Genomic DNA, 17851 nt, shown 5'->3' on the forward strand with positions numbered 1-17851 from the left:
TACCCTCCGCGGCGTGAAGCGGGACGGTAGCGGCTGTGCGTCCGCGCGCGGAATTGCGATCCTCACCGTGGTCGGCACGGTTTTCGTCACGCTGACGATCATCGGTCGGGCGGGCAGCGGCAACACGGTGCTTCCGCTGGACATCATCGTCGGAGTCCTCGCGTGCACGCTGCTGCCCCTGTTGCTGCGGTGGCCGATCCCCGCCGCGGTTGCGCTCGCGATCCTGGCCGCGTTCTCGCCTGCCGCAACCCCGCCGTCCACCATCGGAACCCTGCACATCGCCCGGGAGCGACCGGTCGCGTCGGCGGTCGGGGTCGGGTTGGTCGGGCTCGCCGCTCACGCGGTCCAGGGCCTGTTGCGACCCGCGCCGGGACTGTCCTACGAATGGTGGCTCGTCCTCGCGCTCGTCACGCATGCTGCGCTCGTGGCGTGGGGTGCTTTCGCCCGGGCGCGGCGCGCGCTCATCGAGTCGCTGCGGGAGCGAGCCCGCCGAGCCGAGGACGAGCAGGCCCAGCGCGTCGCCGCCGCGCGTGCACACGAACGCACCCTGATCGCCCGCGAGATGCACGACGTGCTGGCCCACCGGCTCTCCCTGGTGGCGGCGTCGGCGGGCGCTCTGGAGTACCGCCCCGACTCCTCACCCGAGCAGCTCGCCAAGGTGGCGGGCGTCGTCCGGGCGGGCGTGCACCAGGCGTTGGAGGAGCTGCGCGAGGTGATCGGGGTACTGCGCGCCGACGGCACCGACCCCGCAGCCGACGCTCCGCAGCCGACGCTCACCGACCTGCCCGCGCTGCTCGACGAGTCCCGGGCCGCAGGGGTGGCTCTCGACGTGGACAACTGGGTCGCCGACCCGTCGAGCACGCCGGAGGGCACCGGACGTTCCGCCTACCGGATCATCCAGGAGGGCCTGACCAACGCCCGCAAGCACGCGCCGGGCAGGCCCGTCCACGTCCAGGTCGACGGCGGCCCGGGCGACGGCCTGCTGATCGACATCCGCAACCCCCTCCCCGACCAGCCGCCGGACTCGCCTCCCGGCAGCGGCACGGGTCTCGTCGGCCTGGCCGAGCGGGCCCAGCTCGCGGGCGGGCGCCTCGGTCACGGGGTGACACCGGACGGCGAGTTCCGGCTGCACGCGGCGCTACCGTGGCCCGGGTGATCACCAGGTCGGACGGAACAGTGCGGGTGCTCGTCGTCGACGACGACCCCCTGGTGCGCGGTGCGCTCACGATGATGCTGGACGGAGCGGCCGGGATCTCGGTGGTCGGCGAGGCAGGCGACGGCGACGAGGTACCCGCGGTGGTCGATGCGCACGCACCGGACGTCGTCCTGATGGACCTGCGGATGCCGAGGGTGAACGGGATCGCCGCCACCCGGCGCCTGCGGGCCCGGCCGCAACCGCCCGAGGTGGTCGTCCTGACCACGTTCGACACCGACGAGAACGTGCTCAGGGCACTGCGCGCCGGCGCCAGCGGGTTCCTGCTCAAGGACACCCCGCCCGCCCAGATCGTCGACGCCGTCCGGCGGGTGGCTGCGGGCGATCCCATCCTGTCCCCGGGAGTCACCCGGCGGCTGATGGACCGGGTCACCGCGGAGACGGGCTCCCATGAGCAGGCCCGCGCCACCCTGCGCGCGCTCAGCCCGCGCGAGCACGAGGTGGCGATCGAGGTGGCCAGAGGACGCTCCAACGCGGAGATCGCGGAGGGGCTCGGCATGACCGTCGCGACGGTCAAGGCTCACGTCTCCCACGTGCTGACGAAGCTCCACCTCGGCAACCGCACCCAGATCGCGCTGCTCGTCCACGACGCCGGCCTGGTCTGAGCCCGCGAGGCGCGAAAACCGGTTGCGGCCGGTCGTAGCGTCGACGGACGTGCTCGCGCCCTATCCCCAGCTCGTCGTCGCGGGCTACCGGCGATACGCGAGCTATCGCCAGGCGACCTTCGCCGGGCTCGCCACCAACACCGTGTTCGGGCTCTTGCGGGCCGCTGTGCTGGTCGCCGTGCTGGACCAGCGCGGCACGGTCGCCGGCTACGACGTGCCCACCGCGATCACCTACGTCTGGCTCGGCCAGGGCCTGATCAGCGTCGTGATGCTGTGGGGCGACCAGGAGCTGGCTCGGCGGGTCCGGACCGGCGATGTCGTCGTCGACCTGGGCCGCCCCTGGGACCTGCAGGCCGCGCTGCTCTCCACGGACCTCGGCCGTGCCTGCCACGCCGTCGTGCTGCGCATGGTCCCGCCCGCCGCGTTCGGGGCGGTGTTCTTCCCGTTCCGGTGGCCCGAGCAGCCGGACACGTGGCTCTGGTTCGCCGTGTCCGTCGCGCTCGCGGTGGTGGTGAGCTTCGGGATCCGTTTCCTGCTCAACGCGAGCGCCTTCTGGCTGCTCGACGTGCGCGGCGTGATCGCCGTCTGGGGAGTCGTCGGCGGGGTCCTGAGCGGCCTCGTGATGCCGTTGGCGTGGTTCCCGGAGTGGGCGCGGACGGTGCTGTGGCTGACCCCGTTCCCATCGCTCTTCCAGAGCCCGATCGACGTGTTCACCGAGCGCGGCAACGCTCCCGGTGTGGTCGCCGTCCAGCTCGGCTGGGCCGCGCTGCTCCTCGTGGTCGGCCGAGCCGTCCTGGCCCGCGGCACGCGGCGACTGGTGGTGCAAGGTGGCTGAGCCCCGGGTCGGCACGAGGAGCATCTACCCGCGGATCGTCGCGTCGCGCGTCCGCAGCCAGCTCGCCTATCCGGTGTCGTTCGCGCTCGACGTCGTGGCGCAGTTCATCGGGCAATACATCGAGCTGATCGTGATCCTCGTCGTGTTCACGCAGGTCAGCTCGCTCGGCGGGTTCTCGGCCGGGGAGGTCGTGCTGATCTACGGCCTCTCCGCCACGGCGTTCGGGCTCGCCGACCTCACCGTCGGCCAGGTGGAGGAGCTGCCCACCTACATCCGCACCGGCGAGTTCGACGTCATGCTGCTGCGCCCGCTCGGCACCCTGCCGCAGCTGCTGTCGGCGGACGTCGCGCTGAAGCGGCTGGGCCGCGTCGCCGCTGGACTGGGCGTGCTGGTGTGGTCGTTCGTCACCCTCGACATCGACTGGACACCGGCCCGCGTGGCCCTCGCCGTGATCGCCCCGCTCGCGGGGGCGGTCATCCTCTCGTCGATGTGGGTGGCAGCGAACGCCGTCTCGTTCTGGTTCGTCGACGGTCGCGAGTTCGCGAACTCCGTCACCTACGGGTCGAACTTCTCCACCTCCTACCCGATCACGATCTACGGCCCCTGGCTGCGACGGGTCATGTGCTACGCCGTGCCCGCGGCGTTCGTGGCGTACTTCCCGGCGCTCGGGCTCCTGGGCCGGCCCGATCCGCTCGGGCTGCCCGAGCTGCTGCAGTGGAGCTCCCCGTTCGTCGCGGTGGTGGCGGTGGCCGGGGCAGGACTTGTCTGGCGCACGGGCGTACGGCACTACCAGGGGACGGGTTCATGATCATCCAGACGGAGGCGCTGCGCCGGGACTTCCTGGTCAGCACCCGGCTGCGCAGGCAACGCGTCACCGCGGTCGAGGACGTGACCATCTCCGTCGCGCGTGGGGAGGCGGTGGGCTTCCTCGGCCCGAACGGAGCCGGTAAGTCCACCACGATCAAGATGCTGACCGGGGTGCTCGTGCCCACCTCGGGGCGAGCGAGCGTGTGCGGGCTCGACCCGGTGCGCCGGCGCCGCGAGCTGGCCCGGCGCATCGGTGTGGTGTTCGGGCAGCGCAGCCAGCTGTGGTGGGATCTGCCGCTGCGGGACAGCTTCGACCTGCACGCCGCGATCCACCGCGTGCCCGCAGCCCGCTACCGGGAGCGGGTCGACGAGTGCATCGAACTGCTCGACATGGCGAGCTTTCTCGGCACACCCGTCCGGCAGCTCTCGCTGGGCCAGCGGATGCACGGAGAGGTCACCGCGGCGCTGCTGCACGCGCCCGAGCTCCTCGTGCTCGACGAGCCGACGATCGGCCTCGACCTGACGAGCAAGGAGCGACTGCGGTCGTTCCTCTCCGAGGTGAACGCGCGCGGGGACGTCACGCTGCTGCTCACCACCCATGACCTGCCCGACGTCGAACGGCTCTGCCGGCGGGTGGTCGTCATCGATCAGGGCCGCGTGCTGGTGGACGACGAGCTGGCCGCGCTGCGGCAGGGCTTCGCAGGCCATCGCGTGCTGGTCGTCGAGCTGGTGGAGCCCGTGCCGCCGCTGCTCGGCCTGGCCGGCGTCGTCGACGTCACGGTGGAGGCCCAGGGGCTGCGGCAACGCCTGGAGTTCTCACCGGGCGCCACCACGGCCGCCGAGCTGATCGGGACCGTCGCCCAGCAGGTGGAGCTGCGCGACGTCTCCGTCGTCGAGCCGTCGATCGAGGACCTCGTGCGCACGCTCTACTACTCGCACTGACTCAGGACGTGCTCGCGACCCCGGGGATCGCGCCGCCGCGGAACGCGTCGACGAACAGCGCATGGTCGGCCCGCACCTGCGCCGCGTAGGTGTGGGCGAAGTCCACCACCCACGCCACGAACTCGTCGGCGCGCCCGCCGACCACCCGCATGATCGCTTCCTCGGTCTGGAACGGGACGAGCGAATGGTCGGCATCGGAGTCGGCCACGCAGTGCACCTTCGCGGTCGCGCGGCCCAGGTAGTCCACCACCGGCCCGATCTCCGAGGGCTCGGTGAGCTCAGACCAGTCCAGGTCGGCCTGGTAGGGCGACACCTCGCTGACCACGAACCCGACCCCGTCGAGATCCGTCCAGCCCAGCAGCGGGTCGGCGTGGGCCTGCAACGCGCGATGCGACAGCACCGTGCGATGCCCGTGGTGCTGGAACGCCGCTGCGATCGCCGGATCGGTCACCACCCGGGAGGGCGCGGCGACGTTGCCCTGCTTCATCGACAGCACCACGTCGTTGTCCAGCGCCTGGTTGTAGCCCTCGATCAGCACCGTGTAGGCGGGGAGGCCCGCGCTGCCGATGCCGAACCCGGAACGCCCCGCCACGTCCTTGACCGTGTACGTCACCCCGCGGAACCGCTTCGACGGCGGGATCGTCTCGATGTAGCGCTCCACCGCGCCGACCACCGCGGCGCGCTCACCGTCGTCCAGCCGGCGCAGGCCGGGCACGTCCCGCAGCCTCCGGTCGAAGCCCTCCGTCTCGGTGATCCCGTCGAGCAGGGCCACCCGCGTGCGCAGCCGGGCCAGCTGCAGCACCTGGTGCACCACACCGTCGGTGGTGCCCAGGCGCAGCGAGAAGCTGCGGTCGTCGGCCTGGTCGACGAACCACCGCACCTGGTCCAGATACGCCCGCACATACCGCTGCACGAGGACCGTGATGTCGTCGTCCGAGATCGCCTTGCGCCACCCCAGCAGCGCGAGACTCGCAGCGAAACGCGTGACGTCCCAGGTGAAGTGCCCGACGTACGCCTCGTCGAAGTCGTTGACGTCGAAGATCAGCACCCCGTCGCCGTCCATGTAGGTGCCGAAGTTCTCGGCGTGCAGGTCACCCTGGATCCACACGCGGCTCGTCCGCTCGTCGGCCCACGGGTCGTCGGACTCCGCCACGTCGGCGTAGAACAGGCATGCGCTGCCGCGGTAGAAGGCGAACGGGTCGGCGGCCATCTTGCGGAACTTCGTGCGGAACGCGGCCGGGTCGGCCGCCATCAGGTCCGAGAACGCTTCCACCAACGTGCCGACGATCTGTGCCGAACGGTCCGCCATGCCTAGATCATGCCGGGAAGTACGGATCGACAGGTGAACCCGACGCGATCAATCCCGCATCGAGCGAGCGGGGAACTCGACGGGCGCCGCACCGTCCGGGAGCGGCACCCGGAGCACCCGCATCTGCAGGGCGAGCAGCGAGTAGTAGCCGACGAGCGTGGTCAGCTCCACCGCGCCCGGCTCCCCGAGGCGCTCGACGACTTCCGCCCACGCTGCATCGTCGACGTCTCCAGTGGTGAGCAGCTGCCCGACAGCCGTGGCGGCTGCCCGTTCCGCCGGGTCGTGCGGCTCGACCGCGTCGCCGACCCGCACTGCTTCGACCAACGCATCCGGCAGACCGACGCTCCGTGCGAGCGGTGCGTGCGCGTGCCACTCGAAGGCAGCGCGGTGGTGCGCGGCCACGAGCAGGGTCGCGAGCTCGCGGACCCGATCGGACAGCACGCCCTGGTAGCGCAACGCCGCCCCCACACCCTGCAGGGCCGCACCGCTGCGCGGCGCACGGAGCATCGCATCGAACGGCCCGAGCAGGCTGCCGTCAGCCGCGCGGTCGACGGGGCGCGGTCGCGCGTCCAACGCCGCGAGCAGAGCACGCTGGTCGTCATCGAGTTCGGCGGGGAGCAGGGGGCGCAGTCGTCGGGTCACGGGGCCCACGCTGCCCTGCCGATCAGCCGAAGTCGAACGAACCGCGCGTGATCGTCACCGCCAGCACCGAGATGACCACGCCGAAGGCGGAGTAGCACAGGACGTCGACCGGCCGGCTGCGAATCGCCAGCAGGCCGACGCGGTCCACCGGGAGCAGGACGCGCAGCACGGCCGCCACGATCAGTGCGCCGCCGAGCAGCACCGCCCCTTCGCGCCAGTGCTGCGTGAGCACGCGCATCATGCCCAGCGCCGCGATGACCAGCACCAAGGTCATCGGTGCGTGCACCGGGAGCCGCGAGCGGAAGTCGACCACGCTCACGCCTCGGCTGCCCGTCCGGCATCGATGCTCACTCTGACAGCTCCGTTCGGTTCAGACGACCAAGCTCACTTCGACAAGCTGCGCTCGGTCTCGATGCTCACTTCGACAAGCTGCGTTCGGTACTGATGCTCACTTCGACAAGCTGCGTTCGGCCGCTTCCACCACATTCGTCAACAGCATCCCGCGAGTCATCGGGCCGACACCGCCCGGCATCGGGGCGAGCAGGCCTGCGACCTCCCGGACCTCCGGAGCGACGTCGCCGACGAGCCCCGTGTCGGTGCGCGTGACGCCGACGTCGAGCACCGTGGCACCCGGCCGGACCATGTCGGCCGTGATCAGGCCCGGCACACCCGCCGCCGCGACGACGATGTCCGCGCGACGCACCTCGGCGGCGAGGTCGCGCGTGCCGGTGTGGCAGAGCGTCACGGTGGCGTTCTCGCTGCGCCGGGTGAGCAGCAGCCCGAGCGGACGCCCGACCGTGACACCACGGCCGACCACCGTGACACGCGCGCCCTTCAGCTCCACGCCGTAGCGGCGGCAGAGCTCGACGATTCCACGCGGCGTGCACGGCAACGGGCCGGGCTCACCCAGCACCAGCCGCCCGAGGCTCACCGGCGCCAGGCCATCAGCGTCCTTGGCCGGGTCGATGCGCTCCAGGGCGGCGCCGGCGTCGAGCCCCTGCGGAAGCGGCAGCTGCACGATGAACCCGGTGCAGGCGGGATCGGCGTTGAGCTCGTCGATCGCCCGCTCGACGTCGGCCTGAGTCGCGTCGGCCGGCAGCTCCTTCTGGATCGAGGTGATCCCGACCTTCGCGCAGTCGCGGTGCTTGCCGCGGACGTACGAGTGCGAACCTGGGTCGTCGCCGACGAGGAGCGTGCCCAGGCCCGGCGTCACACCGTCGGCCTGCAGCTTCTCGATCCGGCCCGCCAGCTCGCCCAGGATGTCGTTCAGAGTCGCCTTGCCGTCCATCAGTGTCGCCGTCACGTCCCCATCCTCCCAGCCCGCGTACCAACCCGGCTCGTCCCACCATTACGTGCCGGACAACCCGGCGACACGGACACATGTCGCGGTTCGTCAGCGACGACGTTCGACGTCGTGTGTCCATGACGCGGCCGTCACGGGGCGACGGCGCGTGGAGGTCAGGCGATGCGGAGGCCGTGGGCGGCGGCGAAGGCGATGGCCTGCTCGGCGTCGACGGTGGCCCCGGAGAGCCTGGCCTGCACGAGGCCGTCGGCGCCGATGCGGGCGCCGCGCAGGTCGGCGCCCTCGAGCCGGGTGTTCAGCAGCCGGGCCCCGGTCAGATCGGCACCCCGCAGGTCGGCTTCCCGCAGGTCGGCCTCGACGAGGTTCGCCTCACGCAGCCGCAGTCCGGACAGGTCGGTCTTGCGCAGGTCCGCCCGGCCGAGGGCCGCGAGCGTGAGATCGCAGTCGGTCATGACGAGCGGACGCAGCCGGCAGTCGATGAGCGAGGTGCCGAGCAATGAGCAGCCGCGAAAGGATGAGCCGCCGAGGGTGGCCCGCCGGATCGTGCACGTGCGGAACGCGCTGCCGCGGTGGGTGGAGTCGCCGAGGTCGGCGCCGGTGAAATCGCACTCGTCGAACGTGCACGACTCGGTGACCAGGCCGCGGAGATCGGCGTCGACGAACCGGCAGCGGATGAACCGCCGCTGGCGCCACGGCTCGTCCCCCACCCGCACATCGGACAGGTCCAGATCGATCTGCTCGGTGTCGTCGTAGCCGGTGTCGCCGGAGCGGGTGTCCTCGTGCACGCAGCCACCCTGCCATCCACCCCCGCACCCGACGCCCACGGTTCCCTGTGCGCGTCCCGGCGTTCCCTGATGGCCGCTCCCGCCCGTGGCAGACTCCCGGTGAGCAGGTCGGCGACGGTGCCGACAGCCGACTCAACGCCACGCCGATGGAGGTTCCGCGTGATTCTCATCGTCCTGAGGGCAAAGATCCGACCGGAAAAGCACGACGAGTGGCTGGCCGGGATCAGGCAGTACACGGCCGACGTGCGGAGCGAGCCGGGGAACATCTCCTTCGACTACTTCCAGAACGGCGACGACCCCAACGAGTTCGCGATGATCGAGGTGTTCGCGAACGCGGACGCGGGGGCCGCCCACGTCGCCACCGACCACGCGAAGAACTTCTTCGCCTTCATGCCTGCCATGGTCTCGGAGCGGCCACGGATCAACTACCAGGATCTGGACGGGGAGGCCTGGTCGGAGATGGCCGAGGTCACGCCCGAGTAAGCGACCCCGACGGCGGGCCGTCGATCGCCTGGCCGGCCTCGGCGCACCTGTCCGTCCGCGCCGGCAGCCGGCGGCCCGCCGCGTACACCCGCGATGCACGCGGGATGAACACTCCACCGAATCCTTTCCGGCGAGCGGCAACCGGCATCTCGCTCGGTACGCAGCAGTGTCGAAATAGGGCCATCGGGCGCACAATGTGACCCATCCGGCGTATCTCTTCGCCAGGACCCGGCCGTCTCGACGAGGAGCGAGTGGATGAGCGTGAGCGACGCCCGGCCGCGGACCGGCAGCGTGGCGCCGGACGTGTCGGCCGCCGGCGGCGGCAACCCCGCACTGCTCGGCCTGCCCGCCCTCCTTCCCGGCAGCCTCACACTGGGGCTCTGGCTCATCGGCTACCTCGACACGGACACCCTGCCCGGCGGCATGATCCCGGCGGTCACCTCATCGTCGGGCCTGTTCCTGCTGGTGGCATGCATCTGGGCGGTGCGGGTGGGGCAGGGTGCGATGGCCGCGATCTTCGGCACCTTCTCCGCGTTCTGGCTGAGCTTGGGGTTCCTGCTCCTGGGCGTGATCAACGGCTGGTTCGGCATCGCCACGGAACCGGGGCTGCGGGCAGGCCAGATCCAGAACGTCGAGGCCACCTTCGTGCTGTCGTGGCTCATCGTCTTCGCGACACTCACCGTGGCCACGCTCCGGCTGCCGCTCGCGTTCACCGCCGGATTCGCCGTCGTGTGCACCACTCTCGCGCTCGTGCTCGGCTTCGTGGTGAACGGCAACCGGCTGTTCGCCACGCTCGGCGGCATCACGACCTTCGTCGTCTGCACGATCTACGCCTACATCTTCGTGGATGCGATGAGCCAGGAGCTCGGTGGCGAGGCCTTGCCGATGGGGGCCCCGATCCAGCAGTGATGCCGGCCGTCGCAAGGGCCCGTTCACGATCTGACTACCTAGCATCGAGTCCGTACGCACGAGTCGAGGCGTCGAGCAGGCGGTGCACGCGCTGCTGACGCCACGGGCAGGTGGAAGGTGGACTTGATGTCTGACGTCCTGGTCATCGGTGGTGGGTTCGCCGGCGTCTGGGCCGCGGCCGGTGCTGTGCGGGCTCGGCGAGCCGCCGGGGCGTCCCCGTCGGACCTGCGCGTCACCCTGGTCTCCGCCGGGGACGACATCGTGATCCGGCCGCGGATGTACCAGTCCGACCCGGACCGGATGCGCGTGCCGCTCGACCGGATACTCGGGCCGATCGGCGTCCGGAGAGTGGCCGCCACGGTGACGGGCATCGACACGGGTGCGCGGCGCGTGCATGTCATCGGTCGCGACGGAAGCACCACCGAGCTGACCTACGACCGGCTCGTGCTCGCTGCCGGCAGCCGCCTCATCCGGCCGGACCTGCTCGGCACGGAACACCTCTTCGACGTCGACACGATGCCGGGCGCGGCGAGGCTGCACAGCCACCTGCACCGGCTGCCGGCGGAAGCACCCGGCGCTGGGCGTTTCACGGCCGTCGTCGTCGGCGCCGGGTTCACCGGCATCGAGGTGGCGACCGAGCTGGTGGGCAGACTGCGCGACGTCGCCGCGCAGGTCGACGCGGCCGAGCCCGTCCGCGTCGTGCTGGTCGAGCGGGAGAACGTCGTCGGCCCCGAGCTCGGCGAGGGTCCCCGCCCGCAGATCCTCGAGGCGCTGGCCGAACTCGGCGTCGAACAGCGACTGGGCGTGGGCGCCGAGAGCGTGGGTCCGGCCGGCGTCCGGCTCTCCGACGGGAGCGAGATCGCGGCGAGCACCGTGATCTGGACGGCTGGCATGGCCGCCAGCCCGTTGACGGCGGACGTGCCCGGTGAACGCGACCGGCTCGGGCGCCTGCACGTCGACGAGTACCTGCGCGTCACGGGAGCTCCCGATGTGTACGCAGCCGGTGACACCTCAGCGGCGCTCGCGCTGGACGGCCACCCCGTCATGCAGAGCTGCCAGCACGCCATGCCGCAGGGCAAGTTCGCCGGGCACAACGTCGCCGCCGATCTCCTCGGCCTTCAGCAGGTTCCGTTCGCGACCGAGCCCTACGTCACCTGCCTCGACCTCGGCGCTGCAGGGGCCGTGCTGACCAGCGGGCGGGAGCGCACGGTCCGCAAGACCGGGCAGGAGGCGAAGGACGTCAAGCACACCATCACCGCCGTCGCGATCTACCCGCCGATCGACGACGCGGAGGCGATCCTGGCCAGGGCGGACTACCGCTCCAGCACGTGGAGGGGCTCCGCGGGCTCCAGGCCCGGCGAAACAGCGGTTGCCACAGCGGTCCGAGCGAGCGGGTAACCGGCGCGACGATCGTTTCAGCGGAAGTCGCGCGACTTCACCGGCACGGTGAGCGCCAGCCGCTGCAGCCGGTCGGCCACCAGGTTGAGCACGCCTTCCGGGCTGCGTTCCAGCCGGCCGCGGACCAGCAGCGCCGTGCTGCTGATCGCCACCGTGCGGTAGCGCGCCCACAGCCCCTCCGAGCAGGTGACGTTGAGCATGCCGCTCTCGTCCTCGAGGTTGAGGAACGTGACCCCGCGCGCGGTGGCGGGCCGCTGCCGGTGGGTGACCAGCCCGGCGACCAGCACCCGCGGCGGCGTCTGCTCCGGGTCGCCTGCCACGAGGTTGCGGCCGACCGCATCGAGCCCGTCGATCCGCACCGCGCCCAGACCGTCGAGCCGCTCCCGCAGGTGCTGCATCGGGTGGCTGTCCGGTGAGACGCCCGTGGCCCACACGTCCGCCGCCGTGAGCTCGACGCCGGTGAGGCCGGGCAGCGCGGGCGCCTCCAGCCCGACGGCGGTGCCGGGCAGCTGCTCGGGACGCACGGCGGCCACCACTCCCGCCGCCCACAGCGCCGAACGGCGGTCGACCCCGAAGCACCCGAACGCCCCCGCCGTGGCCAGGGCCTCGGCCTGCGGCACGGTGAGCCGTACGCGGCCTGCCAGGTCGGCGAGGTCGCGGTAGGGCCCGCCCCGCTCGCGTTCCGCGTCGATCTCCTCGGCCAGCTCCAGGCCGACACCCCGCACCTCGGCCGTGCCCAGCCGGATCGCTTGCCCACCGGTGCTGCGCGAATCCGCCTGGAGCACCGCCTCGGCCCGTCCGAGGTTGACGTCCGGGCCGCGCGCGAGCACTCCGTGGCGGCTCGCGTCGGCCACCAGCGACTGTGGCGAGTAGAAGCCCATGGGCTGGGAGTTGAGCAACGCCGCGCAGAAGGCCGCCGGGTAGTAGTGCTTGAACCAGGCGCTGTAGTAGACGAGCGACGCGAAGCTGATCGAGTGGCTCTCCGGGAACCCGAAGTTGGCGAACGCCAGCATCTTGCGGAAGATCCCCTCGGCCACCTCACCGGTGATGCCGTTGGCTGCCATGCCTGCGAAGAACCGGTCGCGGAGCCTCTCCATCTTCTCCTCCGACCGCTTCGAGCCCATCGCGCGGCGCAACTCGTCGGCGTCGGCCGCGGAGAAGCCTGCGACGTCAACGGCGATCTGCATGAGCTGCTCCTGGAACAGCGGCACGCCGAGCGTCTTCTGCAACGCGCCCTTGAGCAGAGGGTGGTCGTAGGTGACCTCGTCGATCCCGTTGCGGCGCCGGATGTAGGGGTGCACCGACCCGCCCTGGATGGGGCCGGGCCGGATCAGCGCCACCTCGACCACCAGGTCGTAGAACTCCCGCGGCTTCAGCCGGGGCAGCGTGGCCATCTGCGCGCGCGACTCCACCTGGAACACCCCGATCGAGTCGGCCCGCTGCAGCATCGCGTACACGGCGGGGTCGGTGGGCGGCAGCTCGTGGAGCTCGATCTTCTCGCCGTGGTGCTCGGCGACCAGATCGATCATCAGGTGCAGGGCGGTGAGCATGCCCAGCCCGAGCAGGTCGAACTTGACCAGGCCCGCGGCCGCGCAGTCGTCCTTGTCCCACTGGACGACGGTGCGGCCCTCCATCCGGGCCCACTCGACGGGCACCACCTCGGAGACGGGCCGGTCGCAGATGACCATGCCGCCGGAGTGGATGCCGAGGTGGCGGGGGAAGCCCAGCAGCTCGTCGGCAAGCTCGACGACCTGGTCGGGCATTCCGGCAGGAGCCGTGGCCGTGTTGTTGTCCACCGGGCCGTGCCAGCGCTCGATCTGCTTGCTCCACGCGTCCTGCTGGCCCGGGGAGAACCCCAGCGCCTTCGCCATGTCGCGGACGGCGGAGCGCGGCCGGTAGGTGATCACGTTGGCCACCTGTGCGGCGCATCCACGGCCGTGGCGGCGGTAGACGTACTGGATCGCCTCCTCGCGACGGCCGGACTCGATGTCGAGGTCGATGTCGGGATAGCCGTCACGGGCCGGGGACAGGAAACGCTCGAACAGCAGCCGGTGGGCCACGGCGTCGACGTTGGTGATGCCGAGCGCGAAGCAGACGGCCGAGTTGGCGGCCGACCCCCGGCCCTGGCAGAGGATGTCGGAGCGGCGGCAGAACTCGACGATGTCGTGGACGATCAGGAAGTAGCCGGGGAAGTTCTTCTGCTCGATGATCTTCAGTTCGCGTTCGACCGTCTCCACGGCCTCCGGGTACTCGGCATGGCTGCCGTAGCGGCGGGCGACTCCGCGATAGGTCAGCTCCCGCAGCCAGCTCGCCTCCGTGTGCCCCGGCGGGACGTCGAACGGCGGCAGCTCGGGCGCCACCAGGTCGATCGAGAACGCACACTCCGCCCCCAGCGCCGCCGCCCGCGCCACCGCACCCGGATAGCGCTCGTCGAACCGGGCCGCCATCTCCGCCCCTGAACGCAGGTGGGCGGTGCCAGCGGGAGGAAGCCAGCCGTCGGCGTCATCGAGGCCGCGCCGGGCCCGTACCGCCGCCAACGCCGTGGCCAGCGGGAACCGGTGCGGGGTGGCGTAGTGGGCCGCCGTGGACGCGATGACGGGCAGGCCGGCGTCGTGCGCGAGCTCGGCGAGGACGTCGTTGCGCTCGGTGTCAGTGGGCAGGGCCTGGTGCGTGAGCTCGACGACCACGTGGTCGGCCCCGAACCGCTCGACGAGGCGGCGCAGCTCCTTGCCCGCGGCGTCGCGTCCGCCGGTGCGCAGCGCCTGGCGCACCGCGCCCTTGCGGCACCCGGTGAGCACCAGCACCTGCCCCGCGGTGTCGGCCACGACCTCGTCGAAGTCGTAGACCGGGCGTCCCTTCTCCTTGCCACGCAGCTGCGCGGTGCTGATGGTGCGGCACAACGAGCGGTAGCCCTCGGGGTGGCGGGCGAGCAGCAGCAGGTGGCTGCCCTCCGGGTCGGCCACGCCGTTCTGCGGGGCCGTGAGCCCGAGGGAGAGCTCGGCCCCGAAGGCCGTGCCGACCCCCAGCTCGGCCGCGGCCTCGGCGAACCGGACCACCCCGTACATGCCGTCGTGGTCGGTGAGTGCGATCGCGTCGAGACCCAGCCGCGCCGCCTGCTCGACCAGCTCCTCGGGATGGCTCGCGCCGTCGAGGAAGCTGAAGTTGGAGTGGCAGTGCAGCTCGGCGTACGGGACGCGGTTCTGCGGCTCGGGCAGCTCCGGCGGGGTGTAGGGCTCGCGCTTGCGCGACCACGCCGGGCTGTCGCCGCCGTCGACCTCCGGCCCTCCGGTGAGGCTCGCGCCGTCGCGGGGACGTCCCGAGAGCGTCGCCTCCAGCTCGTGCCACGGCATGTCGGGGTTGTTGAAGCCCATGCATGCAATCGAACATGTGTTCGAAGATCAGCTCAACCGCCTGACCAGGCGAACTCGTCACACGACAGGGTTCCCGGCCCCGCCGACGATGACGACGGGGCCGGTCGGCCAAGGCTCAGGCGCTGAGTGCCTGGGCGGGCAGATGCTCCTCGATCGCACGCATCAGAGCAGCTTTCGGCCGCGCACCCACCACCTGCGTGACGACCCGGCCGTCGACGTAGAGGTTGAGCGTCGGCATCCCGAGCACGCCGGCGTCACGAGCGGTCAGGGGGTTGGCGTCGACGTCGAGCTGCGCAACCACCAACCGCCCCTCCTGCTCGACGGAGATCTGGTGCAGCACCGGCTCGATCATCCGGCACGGCGGGCACCAGTCCGCCGTGAAGTCGAGCAGCACGGGCAGCTCGGCGCGGAGCACCAGTTCGTCGAACGTGGCGTCGGTGACGGGGACGATCATCGAAACTCCTCGGGGCCTGAGGCGACGGATGTGATGGAGCAGCGCGGGGTCGGCGGGTCGCCGAGCCGGTCGGCGAGCTCGTCGCGGACGGTCTGCAGCCGCGCGAGCCACTCGTCTACCTCGGCGAGCTTGCGCCGCTGCACGGCTCGGGAGTCCGGGCAGCTCGCGCCCGTGGCGTTCCCGGCTCGCAGGCACTCGACGAACGGGCGGGTCTCCTCGAGCGCGAACCCGAGATCCACCAGCGACCGGATCTCGGCGACGACCCGCAGGTCGCCCTCGTCGTAGTCGCGGTAGCCGTTGGCGCGACGCCGGGCGGCCAGCAGGCCCAGCTCCTCGTAGTGGCGCAGCGCCCGCGGGCTGACCCCGGCGCGGCGGCCCAGCTCACCGATCCGCATGTCACCGACGCTAAACCTTGCCGCCGACGGCAACGCCAGTCCGATCGGCAGTCAGGTCAGGGTGACTGGGTCAGGGTGGCGGGATCTCGCCCGAGCCGCGCCGGATCAGGGTGGTGGGGACGAGGCGGCACTGCGGCGGCGCCGTGTCGCCGTCGATGCGGGCGAAGAGCAACCCGGCCGCGGTCCGCCCGATCGCGGTGGGGTCCTGCGCGATCACGGTGACGGCGGGGCTCAGCAGGTCGGCCAGGAGGAAGTCGTCGAACCCGACCAGCGCGACCGTGTGTTCGAGCCCCATCCTCCGCAACGCGCGCACGGCGCCGACCGTCACCAGGTTCTGGGCGGTGAACAACGCCGTCGGCGGGTCGGGACGGCCGAGCAGGGCGGTGACGACGCCGTCGGCCGCGGAGGTATCCCGCACGTCCTGCACGACCAGTGCCGGATCCAGCGGCAACCCGCAACCGCGCAGGGCCTCGCAGTACCCCAAGTGGCGCTGACGGGCGGTGGCGACGGTGCGCCGGTCGCCGATGAACGCAATGCGCCGGTGGCCGGCCGCAGCGAGGTGGCGCACGCCCTCGGCTGCACCGATCTCGTTGGTGGCCACCACCGAGTCGACCGGCAGGTTGCTCGCCTCGCGGTCGAGGCAGACGATCGCCGTGCCAGCCCGCAGCTCAGCGGCGAGGTGCGACTGGTCGTCCCCAGCCGGGACGAGCAGCAGCCCGTCGACGTTGCGGGCGCCGAACGCCTTCGCGAGCGCGCGCTCGCGGGCAGGGTCCTCGTCGAGGCTCGCGGAGTAGACGACCACGCCGCGCCGGTCCGCCTCGTTCTCCACGGCTCGTTGCACAGCGGCGGAGAACGGGTTGGCGACGTCCTCCAGCAGCAACCCGATCGATGCCGTCCTGCGATCCGACCGGCGCAGGATGCGGGCTCCCACGTTCGGACGGAAGTCGAGTTCCTCGATCGCCTTCCGGACGCGCCGTTCGAGCAGGGGCGACACGCCGCCCTCGTCGTTGACGACACGGGAGACGGTCTTGAAGCTCACCTGCGCCCGGGCCGCGACGTCGCGCATCGTGGGCCGGCGCCCACCGATCGGCGACCCGCGGAGACTCATGGTTCTCCTCTCGACCAGCTCCGGCGACATGGTCCGGCCGGATGGTCGGACTCCACGTCAACGTTGTCAAGAACCCTCTGCCGTTGCCCATTCGTTATCGAAGGGCTCCGATCAAGCCTTGTGAAAGCACCGTGAGCTGGACCAGAGTGTTTGACAACGTTGTCTACGTATGCAACCAGATGTCAATGATGACGAGAGGTCGCAGCACATGAGCCACGTATGGGCAGCAGGACGGAGGGCCACCGTTCTGGCCACCGGGATGGCCGCGGCGCTCGCGCTCGCCGCCTGCGGTGGCGGTGACGGCGGCGCAACCGGCGGGGGGAGCCAGCCGGTCATCGGACTGATCACCAAGACCGACACCAACCCGTTCTTCGTGAAGATGAAGGAGGGTGCGCAGGCCGCGGCCGCCACCCAGGGCGTGCAGCTGCAGACCTTCGCCGGCAAGCAGGACGGCGACAACGAGTCTCAGGTACAGGCCATCGAGAACCTGATCTCGGCCGGAGCCGCCGGCTTCCTCATCACCGCGAACGACTCCAAGGGCATCGTGCCCACGCTCGACCGGGCCAGGCAGGCCGGCATGCTCGTGATCGCGCTCGACACCCCGATCGACCCGGCCGACGCCGCAGACGCCACGTTCGCCACCGACAACTACCAGGCAGGGCTGCTCATCGGGCAGTGGGCGAAGGCGAAGTTCGAGTCCGAGGGCAAGCAGGCCAGGATCGCGATGCTCGACCTCAGCCCCAACGGGGTGTCCGTCGACGTCCAGCGCGACCAGGGCTTCCTCGAAGGCTTCGGCGTGGACGTAGGTGACAAGACCCGGATCGGCGACGAGTCCGACCCGCGCATCGTCGGGCACGACGTCACCGACGGCGCCGAGGAGGGCGGGCGCACCGCGATGGAGAACCTGCTCCAGAAGGACCCCTCGATCAACCTCGTCCACACGATCAACGAGCCGGCAGCCGCAGGCGCGTACGAGGCGCTGAAGGCGGCCGGCAGGCAGAACGACGTCACGATCGTCTCCGTGGACGGTGGCTGCCCGGGCGTCGAGGCCGTGAAGTCCGGTGCGATCGGCGCCACGTCGCAGCAGTACCCCCTGAAGATGGCCTCCCTGGGCATCGAGGCGATCGCGAAGTTCGCCAAGGACGGCACCAAGCCGGAGACCACGGCGGGCAAGAGCTTCTACGACACGGGCGTGGAGCTGATCACCGACCAGCCGCAGCCGAACGTCCCGTCCAAGGACACCGCCTTCGGCGCCGCCAACTGCTGGGGCTGATCCCCCGGCTCCCGTCACG

General features: G+C 71.3%; 18 protein-coding genes. 9 read left to right on the forward strand and 9 right to left on the reverse strand.

Annotated elements, in window-relative coordinates:
* Positions 1-13 precede the first annotated feature (13 nt).
* The 5 genes from ACQPZQ_RS40055 to ACQPZQ_RS40075 are packed head-to-tail and all read left to right on the forward strand — an operon-like array spanning position 14 to position 4402.
* Positions 14-1156 carry a sensor histidine kinase gene (locus ACQPZQ_RS40055; protein WP_433289714.1) on the forward strand — a complete coding sequence of 381 codons (1143 nt, stop codon included), beginning with the start codon at positions 14-16 and terminating at the stop codon, positions 1154-1156.
* Positions 1144-1818: a response regulator gene (locus ACQPZQ_RS40060; protein WP_379660540.1), complete on the forward strand. Its 675-nt coding sequence runs from the start codon at positions 1144-1146 to the stop codon at positions 1816-1818. The genes ACQPZQ_RS40055 and ACQPZQ_RS40060 overlap by 13 nt, the downstream gene beginning before the upstream one ends.
* A 49-nt stretch (positions 1819-1867) precedes the next feature.
* Positions 1868-2653 carry an ABC transporter permease gene (locus tag ACQPZQ_RS40065; RefSeq protein ID WP_433289715.1) on the forward strand — a complete coding sequence of 262 codons (786 nt, stop codon included), beginning with the start codon at positions 1868-1870 and terminating at the stop codon, positions 2651-2653.
* Positions 2646-3461, forward strand: a complete 816-nt coding sequence (locus ACQPZQ_RS40070; protein WP_433289716.1) for an ABC transporter permease — start codon at positions 2646-2648, stop codon at positions 3459-3461. Before ACQPZQ_RS40065 ends, ACQPZQ_RS40070 begins: the two co-directional genes overlap by 8 nt.
* Positions 3458-4402: an ABC transporter ATP-binding protein gene (locus ACQPZQ_RS40075; RefSeq protein ID WP_433289717.1), complete on the forward strand. Its 945-nt coding sequence runs from the start codon at positions 3458-3460 to the stop codon at positions 4400-4402. The genes ACQPZQ_RS40070 and ACQPZQ_RS40075 overlap by 4 nt, the downstream gene beginning before the upstream one ends.
* Before the next feature lies 1 nt (position 4403).
* Here the strand turns inward: ACQPZQ_RS40075 and ACQPZQ_RS40080 are convergent, their stop codons facing one another.
* The 5 genes from ACQPZQ_RS40080 to ACQPZQ_RS40100 all read right to left on the reverse strand — a co-directional run bounded on the left by ACQPZQ_RS40080 (position 4404) and on the right by ACQPZQ_RS40100 (position 8441).
* Entirely contained in the window at positions 4404-5711 is a 1308-nt protein-coding gene (locus ACQPZQ_RS40080; protein WP_433289718.1) for a DUF2252 domain-containing protein, read from the reverse strand.
* A 48-nt stretch (positions 5712-5759) separates the two neighbouring features.
* Positions 5760-6353, reverse strand: a complete 594-nt coding sequence (locus ACQPZQ_RS40085) for a carboxymuconolactone decarboxylase family protein (protein ID WP_433289719.1) — start codon at positions 6351-6353, stop codon at positions 5760-5762.
* Between the two features lie 22 nt (positions 6354-6375).
* Positions 6376-6672, reverse strand: coding sequence for a DUF3017 domain-containing protein (locus tag ACQPZQ_RS40090; protein WP_433289720.1), 297 nt, complete (start codon positions 6670-6672; stop codon positions 6376-6378).
* A gap of 129 nt (positions 6673-6801) precedes the next feature.
* Positions 6802-7656 (reverse strand): bifunctional methylenetetrahydrofolate dehydrogenase/methenyltetrahydrofolate cyclohydrolase, encoded by an 855-nt coding sequence (locus ACQPZQ_RS40095; RefSeq protein ID WP_433289721.1) that lies wholly within the window; start codon positions 7654-7656, stop codon positions 6802-6804.
* Positions 7657-7811: 155 nt separating this feature from the next.
* Positions 7812-8441, reverse strand: a complete 630-nt coding sequence (locus ACQPZQ_RS40100) for a pentapeptide repeat-containing protein (protein ID WP_433289722.1) — start codon at positions 8439-8441, stop codon at positions 7812-7814.
* A 159-nt stretch (positions 8442-8600) separates the two neighbouring features.
* On the opposite strand from ACQPZQ_RS40100, the gene ACQPZQ_RS40105 reads away from it, so the two are divergent.
* From ACQPZQ_RS40105 to ACQPZQ_RS40115, 3 genes are all read left to right on the forward strand, one after another.
* Positions 8601-8924 carry a putative quinol monooxygenase gene (locus ACQPZQ_RS40105; protein ID WP_241039778.1) on the forward strand — a complete coding sequence of 108 codons (324 nt, stop codon included), beginning with the start codon at positions 8601-8603 and terminating at the stop codon, positions 8922-8924.
* Between the two features lie 255 nt (positions 8925-9179).
* A complete protein-coding gene (locus tag ACQPZQ_RS40110; protein ID WP_433289724.1) occupies positions 9180-9833 on the forward strand; it encodes a GPR1/FUN34/YaaH family transporter in 654 nt (217 codons plus the stop codon).
* Between the two features lie 126 nt (positions 9834-9959).
* Complete coding sequence (locus ACQPZQ_RS40115; protein WP_433289726.1) at positions 9960-11231, forward strand: NAD(P)/FAD-dependent oxidoreductase; 1272 nt, start codon at positions 9960-9962, stop codon at positions 11229-11231.
* Positions 11232-11248: 17 nt separating this feature from the next.
* On the opposite strand, the gene ACQPZQ_RS40120 is transcribed toward ACQPZQ_RS40115, so the two are convergent.
* From ACQPZQ_RS40120 to ACQPZQ_RS40135, 4 genes are all read right to left on the reverse strand, one after another.
* Positions 11249-14602: an error-prone DNA polymerase gene (locus ACQPZQ_RS40120; protein WP_433289727.1), complete on the reverse strand. Its 3354-nt coding sequence runs from the start codon at positions 14600-14602 to the stop codon at positions 11249-11251.
* A 115-nt stretch (positions 14603-14717) separates the two neighbouring features.
* Positions 14718-15056: a thioredoxin family protein gene (locus ACQPZQ_RS40125; RefSeq protein WP_433289728.1), complete on the reverse strand. Its 339-nt coding sequence runs from the start codon at positions 15054-15056 to the stop codon at positions 14718-14720.
* Positions 15053-15451 (reverse strand): MerR family transcriptional regulator, encoded by a 399-nt coding sequence (locus ACQPZQ_RS40130; protein ID WP_433289729.1) that lies wholly within the window; start codon positions 15449-15451, stop codon positions 15053-15055. The genes ACQPZQ_RS40125 and ACQPZQ_RS40130 overlap by 4 nt, the downstream gene beginning before the upstream one ends.
* A 70-nt stretch (positions 15452-15521) precedes the next feature.
* Positions 15522-16559, reverse strand: coding sequence for a LacI family DNA-binding transcriptional regulator (locus tag ACQPZQ_RS40135; protein ID WP_433289730.1), 1038 nt, complete (start codon positions 16557-16559; stop codon positions 15522-15524).
* A gap of 208 nt (positions 16560-16767) precedes the next feature.
* On the opposite strand from ACQPZQ_RS40135, the gene ACQPZQ_RS40140 reads away from it, so the two are divergent.
* The gene (locus ACQPZQ_RS40140) at positions 16768-17832 is read left to right on the forward strand and encodes a substrate-binding domain-containing protein (RefSeq protein WP_433289731.1); all 1065 of its coding nucleotides are present in this window, start codon (positions 16768-16770) and stop codon (positions 17830-17832) included.
* Positions 17833-17851: the final 19 nt, after the last annotated feature.

It is taken from the genome of Pseudonocardia sp. CA-142604, from assembly GCF_050948475.1.
In the GTDB taxonomy this organism is placed as follows: domain Bacteria; phylum Actinomycetota; class Actinomycetes; order Mycobacteriales; family Pseudonocardiaceae; genus Pseudonocardia; species Pseudonocardia alaniniphila.